General features: G+C 38.0%; 15 protein-coding genes. 11 read left to right on the forward strand and 4 right to left on the reverse strand.

Annotated features, from left to right (window positions below):
- Positions 1 to 6 precede the first annotated feature (6 nt).
- Positions 7 to 1,524 carry a long-chain-fatty-acid--CoA ligase FadD gene (gene fadD, locus CKV71_RS00360; protein ID WP_095102542.1) on the reverse strand — a complete coding sequence of 506 codons (1,518 nt, stop codon included), beginning with the start codon at positions 1,522 to 1,524 and terminating at the stop codon, positions 7 to 9.
- Positions 1,525 to 1,553: 29 nt separating this feature from the next.
- The gene (gene fadX, locus CKV71_RS00365) at positions 1,554 to 3,110 is read right to left on the reverse strand and encodes a fatty acid degradation protein FadX (protein WP_095102545.1); all 1,557 of its coding nucleotides are present in this window, start codon (positions 3,108 to 3,110) and stop codon (positions 1,554 to 1,556) included.
- 341 nt (positions 3,111 to 3,451) lie between these two features.
- On the opposite strand from fadX, the gene CKV71_RS12295 reads away from it, so the two are divergent.
- The 5 genes from CKV71_RS12295 to CKV71_RS00385 all read left to right on the forward strand — a co-directional run bounded on the left by CKV71_RS12295 (position 3,452) and on the right by CKV71_RS00385 (position 12,120).
- Positions 3,452 to 3,640 carry a hypothetical protein gene (locus CKV71_RS12295; protein WP_157738558.1) on the forward strand — a complete coding sequence of 63 codons (189 nt, stop codon included), beginning with the start codon at positions 3,452 to 3,454 and terminating at the stop codon, positions 3,638 to 3,640.
- Positions 3,641 to 3,659: 19 nt separating this feature from the next.
- Complete coding sequence (locus tag CKV71_RS00370) at positions 3,660 to 6,212, forward strand: CDP-glycerol glycerophosphotransferase family protein (protein ID WP_231917527.1); 2,553 nt, start codon at positions 3,660 to 3,662, stop codon at positions 6,210 to 6,212.
- A 112-nt stretch (positions 6,213 to 6,324) separates the two neighbouring features.
- Positions 6,325 to 8,640, forward strand: a complete 2,316-nt coding sequence (locus CKV71_RS00375; RefSeq protein WP_095102548.1) for a CDP-glycerol glycerophosphotransferase family protein — start codon at positions 6,325 to 6,327, stop codon at positions 8,638 to 8,640.
- Between the two features lie 127 nt (positions 8,641 to 8,767).
- On the forward strand, positions 8,768 to 11,023 hold the full coding sequence (locus CKV71_RS00380) for an ATP-binding cassette domain-containing protein (protein WP_167376355.1): 2,256 nt from the start codon (positions 8,768 to 8,770) through the stop codon (positions 11,021 to 11,023).
- A gap of 509 nt (positions 11,024 to 11,532) precedes the next feature.
- Complete coding sequence (locus tag CKV71_RS00385) at positions 11,533 to 12,120, forward strand: histidine phosphatase family protein (protein WP_095102551.1); 588 nt, start codon at positions 11,533 to 11,535, stop codon at positions 12,118 to 12,120.
- A gap of 86 nt (positions 12,121 to 12,206) precedes the next feature.
- Here the strand turns inward: CKV71_RS00385 and CKV71_RS00390 are convergent, their stop codons facing one another.
- Positions 12,207 to 12,446 carry a DUF896 domain-containing protein gene (locus CKV71_RS00390; RefSeq protein WP_015901637.1) on the reverse strand — a complete coding sequence of 80 codons (240 nt, stop codon included), beginning with the start codon at positions 12,444 to 12,446 and terminating at the stop codon, positions 12,207 to 12,209.
- Positions 12,430 to 13,404 (reverse strand): LLM class oxidoreductase, encoded by a 975-nt coding sequence (locus tag CKV71_RS00395; RefSeq protein ID WP_095102553.1) that lies wholly within the window; start codon positions 13,402 to 13,404, stop codon positions 12,430 to 12,432. Before CKV71_RS00395 ends, CKV71_RS00390 begins: the two co-directional genes overlap by 17 nt.
- A gap of 266 nt (positions 13,405 to 13,670) precedes the next feature.
- Here CKV71_RS00395 and CKV71_RS00400 point away from each other — a divergent pair, with 266 nt between their 5' ends.
- The 6 genes from CKV71_RS00400 to lip all read left to right on the forward strand — a co-directional run bounded on the left by CKV71_RS00400 (position 13,671) and on the right by lip (position 21,562).
- The gene (locus CKV71_RS00400; protein ID WP_095102556.1) at positions 13,671 to 14,147 is read left to right on the forward strand and encodes a glycosyl-4,4'-diaponeurosporenoate acyltransferase CrtO family protein; all 477 of its coding nucleotides are present in this window, start codon (positions 13,671 to 13,673) and stop codon (positions 14,145 to 14,147) included.
- A 4-nt stretch (positions 14,148 to 14,151) separates the two neighbouring features.
- Positions 14,152 to 15,639 (forward strand): phytoene desaturase family protein, encoded by a 1,488-nt coding sequence (locus CKV71_RS00405; protein ID WP_095102559.1) that lies wholly within the window; start codon positions 14,152 to 14,154, stop codon positions 15,637 to 15,639.
- A 7-nt stretch (positions 15,640 to 15,646) separates the two neighbouring features.
- Positions 15,647 to 16,768, forward strand: coding sequence for a glycosyltransferase family 2 protein (locus CKV71_RS00410; RefSeq protein WP_095102564.1), 1,122 nt, complete (start codon positions 15,647 to 15,649; stop codon positions 16,766 to 16,768).
- 36 nt (positions 16,769 to 16,804) lie between these two features.
- A complete protein-coding gene (locus CKV71_RS00415) occupies positions 16,805 to 18,310 on the forward strand; it encodes a phytoene desaturase family protein (protein ID WP_095102573.1) in 1,506 nt (501 codons plus the stop codon).
- A gap of 77 nt (positions 18,311 to 18,387) precedes the next feature.
- The gene (locus CKV71_RS00420; RefSeq protein ID WP_095102576.1) at positions 18,388 to 19,068 is read left to right on the forward strand and encodes a type 1 glutamine amidotransferase domain-containing protein; all 681 of its coding nucleotides are present in this window, start codon (positions 18,388 to 18,390) and stop codon (positions 19,066 to 19,068) included.
- Positions 19,069 to 19,282: 214 nt separating this feature from the next.
- Positions 19,283 to 21,562, forward strand: a complete 2,280-nt coding sequence (gene lip / locus CKV71_RS12725) for a YSIRK-targeted triacylglycerol lipase (RefSeq protein WP_095102579.1) — start codon at positions 19,283 to 19,285, stop codon at positions 21,560 to 21,562.
- Positions 21,563 to 21,741 lie beyond the last annotated feature (179 nt).

Consider the following 21,741-nt stretch of genomic DNA (forward strand, 5'->3'; position numbering starts at 1 on the left):
AAATTTTTACTGATTCGCTTCCAGATGCTTTTGCGCTTTTTCATTCATGATTTCAGTAATTCTTAATTTATCTGGTTTCTGCGTCGTATTTAAAGGCATAGTTTCTACTGGTTCATACATCTTCGGTACTTTATAACCTGCTAAATATTCGCGCATATGTGCATCGAGTTTCTCTACATAATCCGGATCGTCTTCACGTAAGATGACTGCAGCTCCGATAGATTCTCCAAATTTCGGATCATTGTAGCCCACTACTACACAACGGTCGACAAGCGGATGCTTAGCTAAAGCTGTTTCTACTTCAGAAGGAAGGACATTCTCGCCGCCTGTAATAATCATTTCTTTTTTACGGTCGATGATATAAAGATCGCCGTCTTCATCCTTCTTCGCCAAGTCGCCAGTTAAGAGATAGCCATCTTGCAGAATTTCAGCTGTTTCATCTGGTCGGTTCCAATAACCTGGTGTGATATTACGCGCTTTAATAGCAAGTTCTCCGATTTCATCTGTACCTAAGTCATTGTGGTCATCATCTAAGATACGTGCATCTACAAACATGACAGCTTTACCGATACTCATCGGTTTGGCTTGTGCGTTATCGGGTGTATTAACGACGACGAGCGGTGCTTCGGTTAACCCGTAACCATTAATGATATTGATGCCATATTTCTTGAAAGCTTCTTGGATACTTGGAAGTGGGTGAGAACCGCCTTGAATGACATATTTGATAGCTTTGAAATCTTCAGGATTAAAGTTGTCTTGGCGAATCGTGCTGTAATACATGGTAGGAATCATGATGAGGAAGTCTGGGTGGTATTTTGCAATTAATTGGTTCATTGCTTCGCCTTCGAAGTAACGTTGTAAAATTAATGTTGCACCTGCCATCATAGATGGAAGCACAGTATCATTTAACCCAAGTACATGAAACATCGGAGTTCCGATAATAGAGGTGTAATCTGAGTTAAGTCGATATGTGAGTTGAATGTTAGCGCCGTTATTCATAAAGGATTCATATGAGAACATGACGCCTTTTGGTGTGCCTGTAGTACCGCTTGTATAAATTAATGCTGCAATATCGTCAGGCTCCACAGAGACTGATTGGAATGGTCGATGTTGTTTCGGATTCGTAATATCATCATATTCTTGCGAATCGATATCCATATGCAACAAGTCTGGGTCCACCAGCGCAAGTGAGCTTAAATGTTTCTCAGCGTAGAAGAGCAATTTTAATCCAGAGTCTTCTACGATGCCGGCAATTTCTTTCGGGTTGAGTCGCCAGTTTATCGGTAAGAAGATGATGCCTGTTTTGAAGGAAGCGGCCATTAAATCAATAACTGCTACATCATTCGGTGCAAAGATACCGACGACGTCACCACGTTTGAGACCTTGGTCTGTAAGATAGTTTGCTAAATTCTCAGCGCGTATATTTAAATCTTGGTACGTCCATTCTGTGCCTTTGAACGGGTCAATCACTGCGGGTTTCTGTTCGTCAAAATCTGATCTTGTTTTAATCCAATCGAAATTCATAAGTATACCCCCTTATCTATTTACATACTTCAATGAATTGATTGTGCTAATAATCCCCATTGTTCTTGATACATCGTGTGGTCCATCGTTTTCAAATCCTCTGCTATCAAAGGCTTGAACCCCATTTGGTCCAACACATCTTTTTCTAAATTAAGACCAGGTGCTATTTCTATGATAGTTAAGCCTGCTTCTCGCAATTCGAAGACGGCTCGGTCAGTTACGATAAAGACTTCTTGATTCAAAGTTTTAGCATAGGAAGCATTGAAATCGATGTTGCTGACTTCCGGTATGAACTTTTGAGTGGTACCTTCTTTATCAACTTCTAGCTGACCATCTACAATGCTTAGTTGACTTCTAGCAACTAAACTTCCAGAAAAAATAATACGCTGAACAGATTGGCTGATGTCGATAAATCCTCCGCAGCCATTCATCCGGTTGCCGAAATAAGAAACATTGACATTGCCGTGCTGGTCAATTTCCGCAAAGCTGAGATAGGCGACGGAAATACCGCCGTTATAAATAAAATCCCATGTTAGATCATGTCGCATGCGGACATCGAAATCAGCATTCATTCCAAAGCGCTTGCCGCTGCCGATAAACCCACCGAATATACCGATATCTTGGACAGGCTGCACTTGATGTTCGACATTTTCTTCGTATAATAAATTTGATAGTTCATTGTTAATGCCGAATCCGATGCTGATAGTATCTCCTTGATTTAAAAATTGCGCTGCTCTGCGTAAAATGATTTTTCTAGTGTTGAATGGAAGCGGCGCATCTAGACGTTCAGTCGTGCGTTCTTCTCCAGAAAAAATAGGATGGTAGTGTGTCTGAATAAGTTGTCTGTGGTGTTTGGAATCTCCGGCAACATAAACATAATCAACGAGTGCGCCAGGTATAAAGACATCATCAGGGTTTAAATTTGGTGAATCTATAATGGCTTTAACCTGAACGACAACAGTACCACGGGTGGACTTTGCGTTAAGCGCAATGCTGTAACCTTCACCCAAATGGGCCTCTTGAGTCATATAAATATTGCCTTGTCGGTCTGCATAAGTGCCGCGTAATAATGCAACGTTGACGGGAGGCAGCTGGTAATGCAAATAATCTTCACCTTCGATATTCAAGAAGGAGACGAGCTGCTCAGTCGTCTTGGTATTTGTGCGTCCGCCTTTGTAGCGTGGATCAATAGTGGTATTTAATCCAATCTTAGTAATCACCCCAGGTAAGATTGAATTAGTTTGACGGTAATGTGTAGCGATAACTCCCTGTGGTAAGAAGTAAGCTTCAATCTCATTATTCGTGATAGCTTGAGCTGTTTTTGGCGAAGCTGTCATAATACTCATGATGATACGTGAAAGCATTTCCCGTTCTACGAAATCATCCAATTCCGGCTCCATCCCTCCACTGCTGATGTCATTGGCATTGATAAAAGTCAGACCTTTGGGAGAGCTGGTTTCATCATAAGTTTCCAAGACATTCCGCAAAATTTCAGCTGGTAAATTTGAGACTGTCAAAGCTGATACAGCCACGACATCTCCATCTTTGATAATGTGCTTTAAATCTTCCCATTGTATTTCTTTCATAAAAAGACCCCTTTTCTTTTTATTTAAGAACCCCCTTTATCGAGAATGTAAACCCTTACAAAAAATATAACACATGAACAAAAATTGTAAAAATAAAAAGACATTCAATTCAGAAAATTGTTTTAACTTACTTTCGGAAAGTTTGAAAATATAGGTAATTAAGATGTGCGCATTAAAAAATACAATAACATGTTTTCTGTTCACTATTAATATACAATTTTATTATTTGTATATTAATAGTGCTAAGATACTATCTTAATGCGTTTTTACTATTTTTATTTTTTACAAACTTTACAGTAAGTTAAAAGATTATTAAATTTTGTAATATACTGTGATATAATTTGGAAAAAATGGGTGAGGTGTTGAACGTGAAAAAGTTGATTAAAGTGCTTTTACCACTGTTCATTATCTTTAAAATCAGAGATTATTTTTTAAAATTAGAGCGTCAAAAGTTTGAGGAAATTGATATAGAATCTGATGAGGATAGATACAGTGATGAAGACGAAGAAGCAGCAAGGCAGGTTATGTAGTTAAAGGGGGTAATCTAAGTTGTTAGAAGAATTAAAGTATAAACTTACAAAAAGTTTCGAAGTGCACGATGTTTATATGGGTGGAGAATCAATAATCTTTACATGTCGCTTTGAAAACTTTATTAATTTTAATACTAAAAAATTAGAAATTACAGTAAATAATAAAACTATTCCATTCGAAGTTACTTCTCAAAAAAATAATGAGATTGTGGTTATGTTTAAGACTCAGGAAGTTATTCATAACAGAGATGTACAAAAGATTACTTTTTCCTTAAATGGTAAACAGTTATGGGTCACAGCTGCGCCTCAACTCAAGCGCATCTATCAAGTGGATCATCATTTATATCAAATTAATATTTCGAAGTCGGTTTCCATAAAGCCATATAATACGGGACACATGGTAATGGATGAACTCATCAATATCTCACTTGCGCCAGATGAAAATGAATCTTTGGTGATTGAAAGTGAGCAGCCTATCGAAGGATTATTACTGATTAACCAGACACGGATGAAAACATTGGATATTAAAGAAGGCAAAATTAATTACGCTTATATCCAAGATAAGATTAAGAAAGAATCCTTTATAATTTATGCAATTAGAGATACGTACATCTATCCTATAAATATCAATACACCCGTAAGTGTTTCTTATTATTTCATGAACTATCGATGGTGGGATAACACGGTGAATATTACCCGGGATTATTACAAGGTCGATAGAATCGATGTCAGTCAATTCATTGATGATGATACTATTAATCTAACATTTCAAACTTCAGAGGCATCAGGACAAGATGATGCAATCACTGTCGGCGTAACAGATTCGGACTATTCTAATGTTATTTTACTGCCGACCTTTACGTCATTGCATAAAGTTTCTGTGAAAATTCCTATTTCCCTCTTACAGACACCTAAGCGTAAAAAGTTATTTATTCGCATTAAAGATAAAACCTATTTATTGAGAGGAAATATGAAGAAATTCTCAGGCTACCGTAAGCTGGCCTCTGAAATTTATCAACTGACATTATTTGAGCACTACGGTGTCACGATTGCGCATAAGAAACCTAAAATCAAAATGGGTGTAAATGCTATAGGAGAAAAGCAACTTAATATTTATTTCCAACCGCACGAAGTTTATCGCCACTGCGATTATTATTTAACCTTTGAAGAAAGAGAATCAAGTCAACAATATCAAATTCCAATCCAAAAAGGTGAACAGGATATTGCGTTGGATTACGCGGCTTTAAATCAATTGCTGACTAAAAAGAAATCTATTATTGATGTTTTTGTAACTATTTATGATGGTGACCAATTAGTAAGAAAAGATAAAATTAAATTCAAAGAAGGTATTTATAAAAAAGATAGTGTGTATACGTTGAAGAAATATAAACAAGGTAATCAAACTACTTACTTTATGTTGACGTTAACACCGTTTAAAAATATTAAATTTGAAACCTTTGAATTAAGTGATGCACAAATTCAAATATTGAACGATAACAATGTTAAAAAGAATAACATTTGGATGATTGGCGAACGTACGGATACTGCTCAAGAAAGCGGCATCCAGTTCTTTGAATGGCTCCAAGACCACGCAGATGCTGAGGTTTATTATGTGATAGATGGAGACTCTGAAGATTATCAAGACATTAAAGATAAGAACAATGTCTTACGCTTTGGTTCAGATGAGCATTTGAAAATTGCAGCTCAGGCGAAAGTGTTGATGAGTACACACGATGTTGAAAATATTATGCCTTATAAAGCAGCACCGGACTTCTGGGGCTATGAAGATACGATTAAAATCTTCTTGCAACATGGTGTGCTAGGCAGAAAAAATGTAGAATACCACAAGAAGTATTATGATGATCCATTCGATTTATTCAATGTTTCTAGTGGTTATGAAAAATACGATATTGTTGTCGACGAGATGGGCTATAAACCGGAAGAAATTGCCGTAACGGGACTTGCACGCTTTGACCGGTTACCACTTGAACCTAAAAAGCAACTGAAAAAAGTCTTAATCATGCCGACTTGGCGTGACTGGTTAAACAGTAATGAAGCGTTCGAAAAGAGTGAATATTTATCGCGCTATCTCAGCTTGGTCAACAGTGAAAAATTAAAAGCGTTGAGCGAAACCTATGATTTGGAAATTAATTTCTATCCGCATTATCGTGCGCAGCAATTCTTCCAAGAATACTTGGAAGACGCTGAATTATCACATGTGAACTTTATCGAACTGGGTAAAAAATCTGTACAAGACTTATTAATTGAACATGATTTGTTGATTACCGACTATAGTACAGTAAGTACTGATTTCAATTATATGAATAAACCGGTTATATTTTACCATTTTGATGTGAGCCAATTTTTCCGTAAAGGCATCTTAAGACCGATAGATCAAACGTTTATTGGAGATATCGTCTATTCTGAAAATGAACTGGTTTCCAAAATCTCAGATAAAATTAATAGTGAGAAACCTGTACATTATGATCGCAGTTTGATATTTGATTATATCGATCATCAAAATAGCCAACGTATTTATGATGAAATCTGCGCTAAGTTAGAAAAAGAATAAATGACTAGAGTTTGTGAACCATGTGGGAGCGAAACGATGAAATCTGTTATCCGGATTTCTATATCGCTCCCGCTTTGAATCTTGAACTAGAGAAAGACGGAGTGAAATTATAGTGTTGAAATTAAGTCAGATGAATGTGAACTTCGGTTCAGTTCAAACGAATTTACCTGCTCAAATTCGTTTGGAAATCAGAAACGAGCAGATAATTAATATTGAAGAATCAAAATTAAATAAAGAAGATGTTTATTTAGGAAAAACTAAAGCAGAAGATGGACTAGTTGCTATTATTGAAAATGATGAGTTTCCATACTACGTGCATATTAAGCACCATAAGATTTATTGCACGCCTTATTTGAATGATAAGACGGAGGGGAGTCTAAATATTCAAGTCAAAGTTTATCATAACCGCTTCAAAGTAGAGCCGACACGCTACAGCTATAAGGTAGTAGATACTTACAGCGACGTAATGACTGAGCTCGATGCATCATTATTTAAAAAAGGACGCAAACCTTTTATCGAGGATGAAACCAATCGTATCGGTGACCCAGCTATTTTCGCTAAATTTAAATATACGGACTACACTACATTTTTAGAATACACCAACTCTAAGAAAGACTTCGCGTTTAAGACAAATGTTTTAGAAGTACTCACACCCTCACAGTTGAACTTTGATTTCAATAGTGCCAATGAATTAGTAGTTGCGAAAGATAAACATCGACAAATTATCAGACTTAATGATTTGAAAAAAATGAAAGATATTAAATTGGATAACTACTTCTTAAAATATGCTCAGAAACCTATCTATTTAAAAATGAACGATAAATTCTTTATTATCAGTTATCACAATCAAAAACTCAGTATTAAAACTGATAAAGAAAAAGACTTGCTGTGTCAACGTAGTAATATTTCAGTGGAAAGAGCAGGACGTTATATTACAATATCGGGAGAAATTATGTATAATGCACCTATTCAACCTGATACTTTAATCACAAAATCTGGTCAATTTTTAGCTAAAATAAAATGGATAAACCTACATCACTTTACTGCTAAAGTAAAAATTAAAAATTTGCGTCACTTGAAAGAGATTCATAACACGATTTTTACTGCTGTGAACGGTAAGAGATTTCATCCTTTATATCAAAGTAAAAAAGCTGGCGATAATCGCAAAGTATTACTTACTTTCAATACCAGAGGACACGCTATTATTTTACGTCGTAATGCAGCGAATAATTTAAGTTTCGGCAATTTGCCTGAATTAAAAATTTATAATTCCTGGCATAAATTTAAAATTAATGCAGCCTACAAGTTGGCATCGATTTATAAATTTTTAAACCGAAAATATAATTTGAACGTTTATTTTGAAAAAGAAGCCTCTAAAGCAGTAGAATCTGGTAAATATGTCTTTGAAGCTGCTGCCGGCAATAAAAAGTTCAAATCTAAAAATGTATTTATCTTAGACAAGTCTTCTCCTCAATATAAAAGTATGAAGAAAAAGTGGGGAGACAAATTAGCGGAACGCTTCAGTTTCCGCAACTATTTATATGTCTTTGCTGCAGATTATTTTATTTCTAGTGAACTCAGCAATCATGTAATCAATACTAGAATTTTTGATGATAAATTAAATCGCAAAATAAAATTAACACCTTTATATTTTTTACAGCACGGTGTCACTTTCTTGAAACCGCGTGATGATTCTAAAAATGTAGGCTTTCATAAAAGTAATATGACTAACAATATTGCTAAGTCGGTTGTAAGTTCAGATGTAGAAGCAGAAATCTTCCATGACATGGGTTATAACGACTTTGAATTAATGAAAACCGGGATGCCTAAATTTGACGGAGCAAATCTTGAAGAGGGTGCAGATAAAATCACTTACATGCCGACATGGCGTCCTTGGGAAGAAGCGGAAGTTTTCAATGGCCATATAGAAGAGACCACTTATTATCAATCTATTATGGAAGTCATTGAAGCCTTTGAGAAAGCGGGTTTATTAAGTCGTTTGCAAATTGCAGCACATAACAAATTCTCTCAATACGCTAAGGACCACTTTAACCAATATAATGATATTTTCGTGGAAGATCCTACAGATACTTTGAAAAACTCTGTTATCTATATTACAGATATTTCTTCAATTATCTTTGATGCAATCAATCATGGTGCTTTCCCCATTTTCTATTGGAAAGAATTTGAAGATATTATTGCTAAACACGGTGGTACAACGCCTGCTAATCGTGAAAATGTGCCAGGTGTTGTAGCAGATGATGAGAATGAGTTGATAGAAGCGGTAAAATCAGCTATCAACAATGACTTTAAACTTCCGCCAAAAGTACTGGAAAACTATCGCCATATCAATGAATTCCATGATAATCAAAATACACAACGGGTGATTAATGAATTAGTTAATGATGGTGTATTACAGAAAAAGTAACAGAATAAACAAATGGTTGGATTACTTTGATAAGGAAGTGATTCAGCCATTTTTTTATTTTAAAAATTTATGGAAAAATAGGGAATAGAGTAACTAAAGCTACACAGTGATTGATGGAGGTAAAGTTATGAACAATATTAATATAAAAGACGCTTCGCAGAATAATTTGAAACATATTGATGTTAATATTCCCAAACATTTAATTACGGTGTTTACAGGACGTTCTGGTTCAGGGAAATCATCTCTCGTTTTTAACACTATCGCAGCTGAGTCTGAAAGGCTGTTGAATGAAAGTTATTCGAGTTATATTCAGTTTCATTTGAATCAACAACCTAAACCGAAAGTGGGAGAGATTAAGAATTTGCCGGTTGCGATGACTATTAGTCAAAAACGTTTCAACGGCAATTCACGTTCCACAGTAGGGACAGCCTCTGATATCTATGCTGCCGTCAGATTATTATGGTCCAGAATAGGCGAACCGTTTGTCGGTTACTCTGATGTATTTTCTTTTAATAGTCCGAATGGCATGTGTGAAACTTGTGAAGGCTTAGGTTACATTGAAGATATTAATTTAGACGAACTGCTGGATTGGGATAAATCGCTTAATGAAGGTGCGATTGACTTCCCTTCATTCGGTCCTGATAAAGAACGTGGTAAAGCGTATCGAGATAGCGGTTTGTTTGATAATGATAAGAAGTTGAAAGATTATACTAAAGAGGAATTGGATTTATTTTTATACCAAGAACCAATGAAGTTGAAAAATCCTCCGAAAGAGTGGCGTAAATCTGCTAAGTACGTCGGTTTAATTCCAAGGTTCAGCAGAATATTCTTAGGAGATAAAGAGTTTAATAAAAAACGTTATGCTAAGCATCTGAAAAACGTTGTGACCAACAAGGTATGTCCAACGTGTCATGGACAACGCTTAAATCAGAAAGTATTAAGCTGTAAAATTAATGGCAAAAATATTTCTGAATTTACGCAAATGACTATCAAAGAGAATATAGAATTTCTGGATCAATTAGAGAATCCAACAGCTCAATATATTATTGAACCGTTACGTGCACAGTTAGAAGCATTGGATTATATCGGGCTAAGTTATTTAACGTTGAACCGTGTTACGACAACACTTTCAGGCGGAGAAGCTCAACGGCTTAAGTTGATACGCCATTTAAATAGCCCCTTATCTGATTTGGTTTATATTATCGATGAGCCAAGTGTCGGCCTGCATCCGGAAGATATTTCCAAGATTAATGAAATTCTGCAATCCTTGAAGGACAAAGGAAATACGGTGTTAATTGTAGAACATGATCCGGATGTGGTTAAAGATGGCGACCATATTATTGATATGGGACCAGGTTCAGGTAAGCATGGCGGTGAAATTACTTTCCAAGGAACATATCAAGAATTATTGAAATCTGATACTTCGACCGGAAAAGCTTTACGTCAGAAACATCATTTGAAAAATAAAGTGCGTCAACCAGATGGCTTTTACCATATCGGTCCAGTGACTCAAAATAACTTAAAAGAAGTTTCCGCTTCTATTCCGAAAGAAGTTCTAACGGTAATTACAGGTGTAGCTGGTTCAGGTAAAAGTACCTTAGTTAAAGCAGGTTTTGAAGACGAAGACAATGTGATTATTATGGATCAAAAAGCAATTCAAGGTTCGAGTCGTTCTAATTTGCTGACTTATCTTGGTGTCTTTGACAGTGTCAGAAGCTTTTTCAGCAAACAGACAGGATTAAGCAAGGCAATGTTCAGTTATAATTCGAAAGGCGCTTGCCCGAATTGCGGAGGTAAAGGTTTTATTAAAACAGAAATTGCTTTCATGGGAGACTTTTCTCAAACATGTGAAGTGTGTCATGGCAAACGTTATCGTCCTGAAGTGTTAGAGGCCACAGTAGATGGGTACTCAATCGCCGATATTTTAGATTTAACAGTCGACGAGGGTCTCGAATTTTTCGATCAGCAAAGTGATGTGAAAGCTAAGTTAGAAGCTTTGAGCAAAACAGGATTGACGTATATGACACTTGGTCAGCCGTTGTCTACCTTATCAGGAGGCGAAATGCAACGTGTGAAATTAGCCCAACATTTAGATGAGCAAGTGAAAGACAGTGTCTTCATCTTTGACGAGCCTACGACAGGGTTGCACGAAGCGGATATTCCTGTGCTGATGAAGTGTTTCGATGATTTAATTGCTCAGAATAATACTGTAATCTTAATCGAACATAATTTATCGATAATGTGTGAAGCGGATTGGATAGTAGACGTCGGACCAGGTCCAGGTCTTGATGGAGGAAAAGTATTATTTAGCGGTACACCTAAAGATTTCATTGAACAAGAAGAGACGCTGACTTCTAAACATTTAAAACGTTATATTCAATAATTTATAGACGCTGAGTAGGGATATTTAATGTTCCTATTCAGATAGCTACTGCCAGTGCAAAGAGAAGAGTTGAGACATTATTATGCCCCACCTCTCTTTTTGCTATTTGGGAATGGTATTTAATGGCAAGGGGGCGAAGGGAATGCAAAGTGTATAGGCGACGAGTGCGAGCCTCGACACTTTGGCCCGAAACTGTATAGGCAGGAGAAGTGAGCCTCGACACTTTGGCCCGAAACTGTATAGGCAGGAGAAGTGAGCCTCGACACTTTGGCTCGAAACTGTATAGGCGAGAGAAGTGAGCCTCGACACTTTGGCCCGAAACTGTATAGGCGATGAGTGTGCGCCTATACAGTTCCCTTAATTTTTCGAACATAGAGTTAGAAAATACAAGATTCAATAATGATTATTAGAAAATAGGGTAAGATAAATTAAGACAATATTATTCAATATTTAGTAAATAGAAATAACAGCTAATAGTGAAAATTTAAGGAAATGAAGGAGTACACAACATGACACAAACATTATATTTGATCCGACATGGCCAGACACTATTTAATCAGAAGGGACAAATACAAGGTGCGTCAGATTCGCCTTTAACAGAACTTGGAAAAGAACAGGCGGAAGCGGCAAAACGTTATTTTGACCAGTTGAATTTAAGTGATTATGAATTATTTTCTTCTACACAAGAACGTGCTTCTGATACTTTAGAAATCTTGTTTCCGAATGAACCATATACTAGATTGAAAGGGATTAAAGAATGGAACTACGGTCTGTTTGAAGGAGAATCAGAATTGCTCAATCCACCTCGTGAAAAAGGTGTAGTTCTATTTGGAGACTTTTTTGCAGGTTATGGTGGAGAAACAGCAGATGAAGTGCAAGAAAGGGCAGTGACTACGCTTACTGACATTATGAAACAAACTGCAAAACAGAATGTGATTGCCGTCAGTCATGGTGATGTTTTGCTATTATTTGCACGGAAATCGTTGCCGTTAGAAGAAGTCCAAAAAATGCATTTTGGTAATTGCTGCATTTTAAAATTTGAATATAAAGGTAATAAGTTTAGATTCATAGAAATCATAAATCCTACTGTAAATTGAACATAAAACAAGGCTAGGCAACTCCTCAACGGAACTGCCTAGCCTTTTACAATATGGGTTGTGCTATTCATCTATATTTTAATTTATTATTCAGGTTTTAAATCTAAAGTTCCCATTTCTTCGCGCAAGTTATAAATTTTATCTGGTGTTACGTCTTCACCAAGTGGATCTACAACTTTCAATGTTGAGAATGTGCTTACAACTTGTCCACGAATCATTTTAAGGTATTCTTGTCTCAATTCATGTTGTTCTTGTTTTTCTGATGTGCTGAGTACCATTTCTTTTTCTTTATTTGCAAGTTCATTAATTCTATCTAATAATTTCATAATCAATTTGTTCCTCCTTAGTCATGTTTGGTGGGAAATGTGGAATCACATAATCGCCCAATTCTTTCATTAAATCTTGATACGTTCTTTCATGTGTCAATAAGTGCAGCATGATATGGTTCGTACCAATACGTTCATAAGATTTTAATACATTGATTAACGTGTTTCGGCCTAATCTGTAGCCACCCTTAACGGGTTTGATTTTTTCATTCGGATCTTTTGATAAATCAATGACTAGCGGATGCATAAAAGGTTTAAATTCATCGTTGTCGTGCCACTCTTTGAGAAGTGCTTTTTGTTGTTGGAAACCTTGCGGATAAAACATCCAGCCATCCATATTTTCTTTAATCCAGTTAATATCTTGTTTAGCATATCCTGTCGCAAAGAGCGGGATATGATTATATTTCGGTAATACTTGCAAGCCGGAATCCTCATATAACTCAAAGATAGAGTTTGAGATTTGAGGCGAGTGGTCTTGCCATAGTGCTTTCAGTGAATCGACAGTTTCTCTGAATCTTAAAGATAACGTCTCAGGTTCGACTTTGAATGCTGGAAACTCAAATTGGCGGTCTCCAGTTGCGAGCCCCATTAATAATCGCTCTCCCGATATCAAGTCAAGAGTCGCAGCTGCTTTAGCAATGTGAATTGGATGACGTAATGTCGCAACAATACTAGATGTTCCGAGAGCAATTTTACTAGTTCGAGCACTGAGGTAAGTTAAAAATACAAACGGATCGTAGTTTGTCGTTACATTACCTAAATGCGGACTATAAAGCGGGTTGTCTCGTACAAATAGGCTCGTAAATCCAAGTTCTTCAGCGTACTGCGCCAATTGAGCTTGTTGTTCAAACGACAATGCGATATTTTCAGAGTTATCAAAAGGAATCGTTAAACCTAAGGTCAAATGGTCCTTTTGAAAAGTCCGTTTGAAACCATTGTGTTGATTGATTGTTGTCACGTCTATCCCTCCTAACTTGAATGATTAGACAACCTTTTAAACGGCTTAATCAAGTTGTCTACAAGCATTCTACAACGTTTAGTAAACTAACGCAAACCTTGTGCTCACGCGGTTTATCGATTTAGTCAAAAAAGGTCAAAAACGTTGATTTGACGCGGTTTTAAATAAAAAAATAAATTACGATGATACAATTCTTTCTACTAGTTTCAGAAAATAAGAGACGGGTAAACTAGATTATATTGAATATCTAGGATGAGCAAATAAATATGAAAAAATTATTCTTATGGAATTCACTATTTTGGTTTGCAGTACATATGGTCATTTCTACGCTCGGCACCAGAATTCCTTCAAGTTTCTTTATACACTATGCAAATCTTTTTAAAAGTTGGCCTTTTGAAAAGAAAGGGCACTTTTGGCAGAAATATTTTAAAGTCAAAGTGTGGAAACAACATTTGCCTAATGGACAAAGTTTCAATCCAGCTGTCAGAAGCCATACTACAGTGGCTAAATCCGCTTCTTATGCCGAACTACATCAATTTATTATCGAAACACGCCGCGCAGAATTGATTCATGCACTCTCAATACTGCCAGCGTTTATTTTTTTACCTGCTGCTAAACCCATTAAGTATATCAATATAACTTATGCACTGGCGGCCAATTTACCTTGTTGGATTGCACAACGCTATAATCGTCCGAATTTAGAACGTTACGCAGAGAAAGTCTTACAAAGAGAAAAAAGGTGATTAAATGCAGGCACAGAAAGTTGCCATCATTGGAGGCGGACTCGGAGGCATTTCAGCAGCGATACGTTTAGCGCAAGAAGGCTATCAAGTTGACCTCTATGAACAAAATAAACACATCGGCGGCAAGGTCAATCGTTTAGAAACGCAGGATTTCGGATTTGATTTAGGACCTTCTATCTTAACGATGCCCAAAATCTTCAAACGGCTCTTTGAATATAGTCATAAAAAATTAGAAGATTATGTCCAAATTCGCAAGATGAATCTCCAAATCCGTAATTTTTATCCAGACGGAACACAAATTGATTTATATGAGAATCTGCAAGACATGCTCTTGCAAAATCCTGAACTGACACCTCATGATATTGCCCAACTGCAAGATTTCTTTCATTATGCGCAGCGCATTCATCATTATGCAGAGATAAGTTATTTTGATAAAGGGATCGATACACTTTTATCGATGATTCGTTATCATGGCCCGTTTGCTGCGTTGAAGCACTTTGATTACTTTCATACGATGCAAGAAGCGATTGACAAGCGTGTAGATAACTCTTATTTGCGTGAGATGTTAGGTTATTTTATTAAGTACGTCGGGTCTTCTGCTTATGATGCGCCGGCAGTCTTATCGTTATTGCCGCAAATGCAGCATGCAGAAGGATTGTGGTATGTAGATGGCGGTATCCATAAACTGGCTCAGGCTTTAGCGCAACTTGCACATGAAGAAGGCGTGCAACTTCACTTCGAACAAGAAATCACGCGCTTAATTCCTGAGCATAAACATCTTAAATATGCTGAGTTGAAAGACGGCTCGCTTATCCAGGCAGATTATTTCGTCTCTAATATGGAAGTCATTCCGCTCTATCGTCATTTGCTAGATTTCAAAGACAAAGATTTAGATAAGTTGGAACGTAAATTCGAACCTGCCGCTTCAGGTTACGTCATACATCTGGGAGTAGACAAATCGTACCCGGAACTCCGCCATCACAATTTTTTCTTTTCAAAGGATTCAAAGCGTAATTATCACGAAGTATTTCATGAGTGCGTGTTGCCGCAAGATCCGACGATTTACATGGTGAATACGAATAAGACGGATACCTCACAAGCGCCGGATGGGTATGAGAATATCAAAGTCTTGCCGCATATTCCTTATATTCAGCAACAGCCTTTCTCAGAAGCGGATTATCGTCAATTTCGCGAGACGGTGCTGAATAAATTGGAGCGTATGGGATTGACGAATTTACGTGAGCATATTGTTTATGAGGATATTTGGACGCCGCATGATATTGAACGTCATTATAAATCTAATAAAGGTGCGATTTACGGTGTGGTTTCCGATAGAAAGAAAAATAAAGGCTTCAAATTTCCTAAACATAGCCAGTACTATGACAATTTGTACTTTGTAGGTGGTTCTGTCAATCCGGGACCAGGGATGCCGATGGTGACATTAAGCGGGATGCAAGTTGCCGATTTAATTACGAGCCGAAAGAGAAAGTAGGGGTAATATGAAACATTTGCAACGCTGGTTGAGCGGCTTTACAGTAGCTTCAATCGTGTGTGGTTCCTTGATGTATCGCTATCGAAAGAGAATTACTGCCCGCACTGCCCGCGCGCATCAAGGTGTCAGTATTATTATTCCTGCCCGTAATGAAGCGGAGAATTTACCGCGTTTGTTGGCGTCTTTGACAGGGTCGGAGAATACAGAAGTAATTGTAATGGATGACGGTTCGACAGACGCTACCAGAGACATTGCAGAAGACTATGGCGCCAAGGTGTATGCTGTTTCTGATGACGCTGAATGGCAAGGGAAGTCGCATGCTTGTTATGAAGGAAGTTTGAAAGCACAGAAAGCGTTATTGATGTTTGTGGATGCAGATGTGTGGTTTGAAGCGGAAGACAGCTTGGAGCGCATTCTTGCACAATATCAGCAACAAGGGAATCAAGGATTGTTATCCATCCAACCTTATCATCATATCGAAGAGTCGTATGAAAATTTATCGGTTATCTTTAATTTAATGACAATGATCGGTATGAATGTCTTTTCGGTGACTCGTGAAAAGAATACCCCGGAAAGTGCTTTCGGCCCAGTGTTGCTGACTAATCGCGCAGATTATTTCCGAACTCAAGGACACCGCAATGCTGCCACACAGATTATCGAAGGTTTCGCTTTGAGTGAAGCTTATCATCATGCGCATTTACCTGTAAGGTTATTTGAAGGAGAAGGCACAGTCAATTTCCGCATGTATCCGCAAGGGCTGCGTAGTTTGATTGCAGGCTGGTCCAAACACTTTGCGGTCGGAGCTCAAAATACCCAAAGCAGTGTGATGTTATTGATTATGGTTTGGCTCTTTGGCTCGGCCACTTCATTAGCTCAAGTTATCGCTGCACTCTCTAAACCGAAAGCTGTCAGTCAATCGCAAATGTTGCGAGCATTATCATTATATACACTTTATGGTCTGCAATTTTATCGCTTAGGGCGTAGAACTGGCAGCTTTAAACCGTGGCTCACACTTGCACATCCAGTGTGCTTTGCCTTTTTTATCTTTATCTTTTCTAAATCGTGGTTTGACGTCAATATACGCAAATCCGTGCGCTGGAAAGGGCGCAATATTGTTATTAAAAAATAGGACAGTCAGTGAACGTCCGAGTGAAGGTGAATAAATATGAAAATCGCAATTATAGGCGGCGGTATTGCAGGTTTAGCTGCAGCTGCCAGATTATCAGCGCAACATCATGAGGTAACCATATATGAAAAGAACAGCCAAGTGGGAGGACGAATGTCCCGCTTTACTGACCAAGGGTTCACATTTGATATGGGTCCTACAATTGTGATGATGCCGGATACGTATTATGATGTCTTTCACTTTGCTGGCAAAAATCTAAATGATTATCTAGAGATGAAACAATTGCCCTATCTATATGATGTGCATTTTGCAGATGATGACAAAATCTCGATTCCGACAGATTTAGTAGAACTGCGCAACACCTTGGAAAATATTGAAGAGGGGACCACTCACGGCTTCATGCAATTTCTGACAGATATTTATCAGCGTTATGAAATTGCGCGAGAACACTTTTTAGAACGGGCTTTTAGAAAGCCGACCGACTTCTACAATCCTTATACCCTCTATCAAGGAATGCGTTTGAAAACATTCGGTAATGCGCAGAACCTCATTGATAATTATGTTGAAAATGACAAAATCAGAAAGATGTTGGCCTTTCAAACGTTATATATCGGCATTGATCCTAAACGTACGCCATCGTTATATACGCTCATTCCTATGGTGGAAATGATGTTCGGGGTACATTACATTAAAGGCGGTATGTATGGTTTTGCTGAGGCGTTGAAGCGGTTGAATGAAGAGTTGGGCACACGCATTGTGACGAATGCAGAGATAGAAGAAATTGTGATTGATTCGCGCTTCAAGCAAGCAGATGGCGTTAAGGTCGATGGTCAGTATGAACACTTCGATAAAGTGCTGTGCACAGCGGATTTCCCTTATGCAGCTCAACATTTATTTAAAGATGAAACTCAATTAGCTGCTTATCCGAAAAAGAAAATCGATAAGATGGATTATGCTTGTTCAGCGTTCTTGATGTATATCGGCATTGATGAAGATTTAAGCGAGCAATTGCGCATCCATAATGTTATCTTTGCGGAAGATTTTGAACAGAATATTGATGACATCTTCAGTGGGCGTCTGCCGAAAGATCCTTCTATTTATTTACATGCACCGAGTGTGGAAGACCCAGCGCTTGCTCCTAAAGGGAAAACTGGGATTTATGCATTGATGCCAGTTCCTGAATTGAAAGTAGGCCAAGTAGATTGGAAGAATCCAGAAACCATTCAAACCGCGAAACAACATATTTACGCTAAATTGAACAAAGCTGTTGGTACACAAGATATTGAGTCTCAAGTATTAACTGAAACCATTTTTACGCCCAAAGATTTTGAAAATGAGTACAATGCGAAATTCGGCACTGCATTCGGTTTAATGCCGACATTGGCGCAAAGTAATTATTATCGTCCGCATAATGTCAGTCGAGACTATAAAGATTTATATTTTGCAGGGGCAAGCGTGCATCCAGGCGCAGGCGTCCCAATAGTCTTAACGAGTGCTAAAGTGACAGTAGATGAAATGTTGAAAGACATAGAGAATGGCGTGTAATGAGCAGATACTTTCCCTTCGACCTAGGTTTAAGCGTTAAGATAGGGTGTATAAATAACTGGAGAGGTGAATGTTTGATGAAAAAAATATTAGTAGCAGTCACAAATGTATCGAAATATCCAGATTTAGCGCGTCCAACAGGTGCATGGCTCGGAGAAGTCGTTCACTTTGCGGATGAATTCTATAAAGCAGGTTACGAAATAGATTATGTCAGCCCAGAAGGCGGCTTTGTACCTATTGACCCTGCCAGCTTACAAGAAGATTTTATGTCAGATGTAGATTGGAAATATTATACAGATCATAAATTCATGACGCAATTGAATCACTCTTATAAACCTGACGAAGTACATGCAGAAGATTACGAAGTGATTTACTATGCAGGTGGACACGGCGTAATGTGGGACTTTGCAAAAGATAAAGGCTTAATAGAGCTAGCTGAAAAAATTTACTCAGATAATGGCTACGTGACAGGCGTTTGTCATGGCCCAGCCGGATTGTTGAATATCAAAAATGACGGTCAAAACTTGATTAAAGGTAAAAGAGTGGCCGGCTTCTCTAATAGCGAAGAATCTCAAATGGGCGTTGAAGACAACTTACCTTATCTTTTAGAAGATGCCTTGAAAGACAAAGGCGGCGAATACGAAAAAGGTGACGATTGGTCATCATTCGTAGTGACAGATGGTCGATTAATTACAGGCCAAAATCCACAATCCGCACAACAAGTTGCATTAGATACGTTGAAAGCATTAGGTCATTAATAATAAATGAAGGAAAGACTAAAGTTGCGGACTTTAGTCTTTTTTAATACCTAAATTAACATTAACTTACTTAATATTATTCATATCCCTTTTAATATTATTAACAAATAACTCAAATGTTTTTAATTATATATTAATAATAATTAATTAGAATAAGATTACCTTATGCAAAATGAGGTATAACTTAAAAACTACATAATTGAGGTGCGTTAATTTGGAAAAAAGACTAAATAAGTACAGTATCCGTAAAATGACTTTTGGAACATCATCGATTTTAGTGGCTTCTTTATTTTTCATAGGAAGCGGGGCAGCAGATGCAGCTGAAAATAACCATACGGCTCAACCTGAATCGAATATTACCCAAAATGAAGTAACCACTGAAACATCACCTGTTCACAACGCTGAGCAAGCAACTGATAAACCAGCTAAGAAGACTGAACCGTCCGTGACACAAGAAGCAACAGAAGCCAATCAGCCTGCAGAACCAGATAAAAATCCATCACCGACACCCGAAACTAATCAACAGCAATCAGACAAGCAAAACGTATCTGAAGAAACTCCGCCGCTTAAACAGACAGCAACGTCCTTACCAAAATCTAATGAACAAACACTGAATCAAACGCATGCTAATAGCGATAACTCTCACAATGTACAAGAAAATAATGAGACAACTAACGTAAACCCACAAACTCCAGAACAACAGACAACAAACGATATAAGTGAAAAAAGTGCAGCTGCTACAGAAAACAATCCAAAACCGACGTCAGAAAATAAGGCTACTTCTGCAAAGCAGTCTTCTTATCCTATTGAAAAATACACACAAGATACATTGAAAAAAGTTCAAAATCAAAATGCAACTATCAAGAGACATGACAACGCTGCGCCTTCTTTTCCGAATAAAGCACAGAAGGCAGCACCAGCAGAAGAAACAACGGCTGATAGTCCGAAAGAACAAGGAACAAATAATCAGACCAGCCTAAAGAAAGTTTCAGATAACGTAACACAAAATATAGAACAAACCTTGCCGAAAGCAGAAGAACATACTTTTTCAGCACCACCTGAACAACCCAATAAAATTACTCAGCAACCTAGACAAAGCAGCACCTCGAAGACTCAACCTCCTGAGACCGTAAATCCACCACAACCTACAGTAGAGGACAAGAAAGCTGTAGTAGGGCACATTAACACGCAGAATCCGTCTGCCGCGCAACCTGCAGAGGATAAAAACGGCGACTCGCATAAAGGCATAGAGACTTTGGGTAATAATGCGAATGCAACAACAAATAATAAGAATACTGCGCAGACATCCAGGCCGGTAACAGATCAAACGAATAAATCAGCGAAACAGCAACAGTTTAAAAACCGAGATCCGATTATCCTTGTCCATGGTTTCAACGGATTAGTAGGAGAAACAGCTGGACCAGCGAGCGGCAACTATTGGGGCGGGGACCGCACAGATTTGCAGAAAGATTTAGAAGAGAATGGTTACAACGTTTACGAGGCAAGCATCGGCGCTTATGGCAGCAATTATGACCGCGCAGTTGAGCTTTATTATTATATTAAAGGTGGCACTGTAGATTACGGCTCTGCACATGCTGAAAAATACGGTCATAAAAGATATGGGAAGACTTATGAAGGTGTTTATCCAGAGTGGCAGCCAGGACAAAAGGTCCATTTAGTCGGACATAGTATGGGCGGACAAACGATACGCCAACTAGAAGAATTTCTACGCAACGGTAATCAAGAAGAAATTGATTATCAAAAGGCACACGGCGGAACTATTTCACCGTTATTCCAAGGCAGTCATGATAATATGGTAACTTCCATAACGACAGTAGCCTCCCCGCACAACGGCACGCATGCTGCAGATGTAGGCAACGAGGCATTTATCCGCCAAGTACTCTATGACAATATGAAACTACAAGGAAATAAATATTCCCAAGTAGACTACGGGTTGGCTCAATGGGGCTTCAAACAAGATGAAAATGAGTCTTATCCAGATTATGTTGAACGTGTAAAAAAACAAAGTAAGCTCTGGACAACCACAGATAATGCACTCTATGATTTGTCACGTAAAGGCGCAAAGGAATTGAACGACCGTACTTCTTTAAATCCAAATATCGTGTACAAATCTTACACAGGAGAATCGACACGTCCAGGATTAAACGGCAGACAACGTGCTGACATCCATATGGCAGCTTCCAAACATCTTACAGGCAACGTTATCGGTAAAGCAGAAGAAAAAGAATGGCGAGAAAATGATGGCCTTGTATCCACTATTTCAGCCCAACATCCCTTCAACCAAGCCTCAACACCTGCGACAGATGAAGTACAAAAAGGAATATGGCAAGTCTCGCCCATTCAACACGACTGGGATCATGGCGATTTCGTAGGAACCGATGCGACAGAAGCCCAAATCAAAACCCAAGATGTTCGCAACTTCTGGTTAGGCATTGCAGATGATGCAGTGAAGAGCGAAGCGGTTACAGGATAAAAATTTATTGAAAAAGAAAACTTTGGAGAGGAGGAAGAACCATGACAGGTACACCTCAAGAATTGTGGGAATCATTTTGGAGAGTAGTGAAAGTATTGTTTTCATAAGGTATATACAGAGACGCTGAGACATTTTTATGCCCGGCGTCTTTTATTTTTAGCGGCAGATACAGGATGTTC

This window comes from Staphylococcus piscifermentans, assembly GCF_900186985.1.
Classification (GTDB): Bacteria; Bacillota; Bacilli; order Staphylococcales; family Staphylococcaceae; genus Staphylococcus; species Staphylococcus piscifermentans.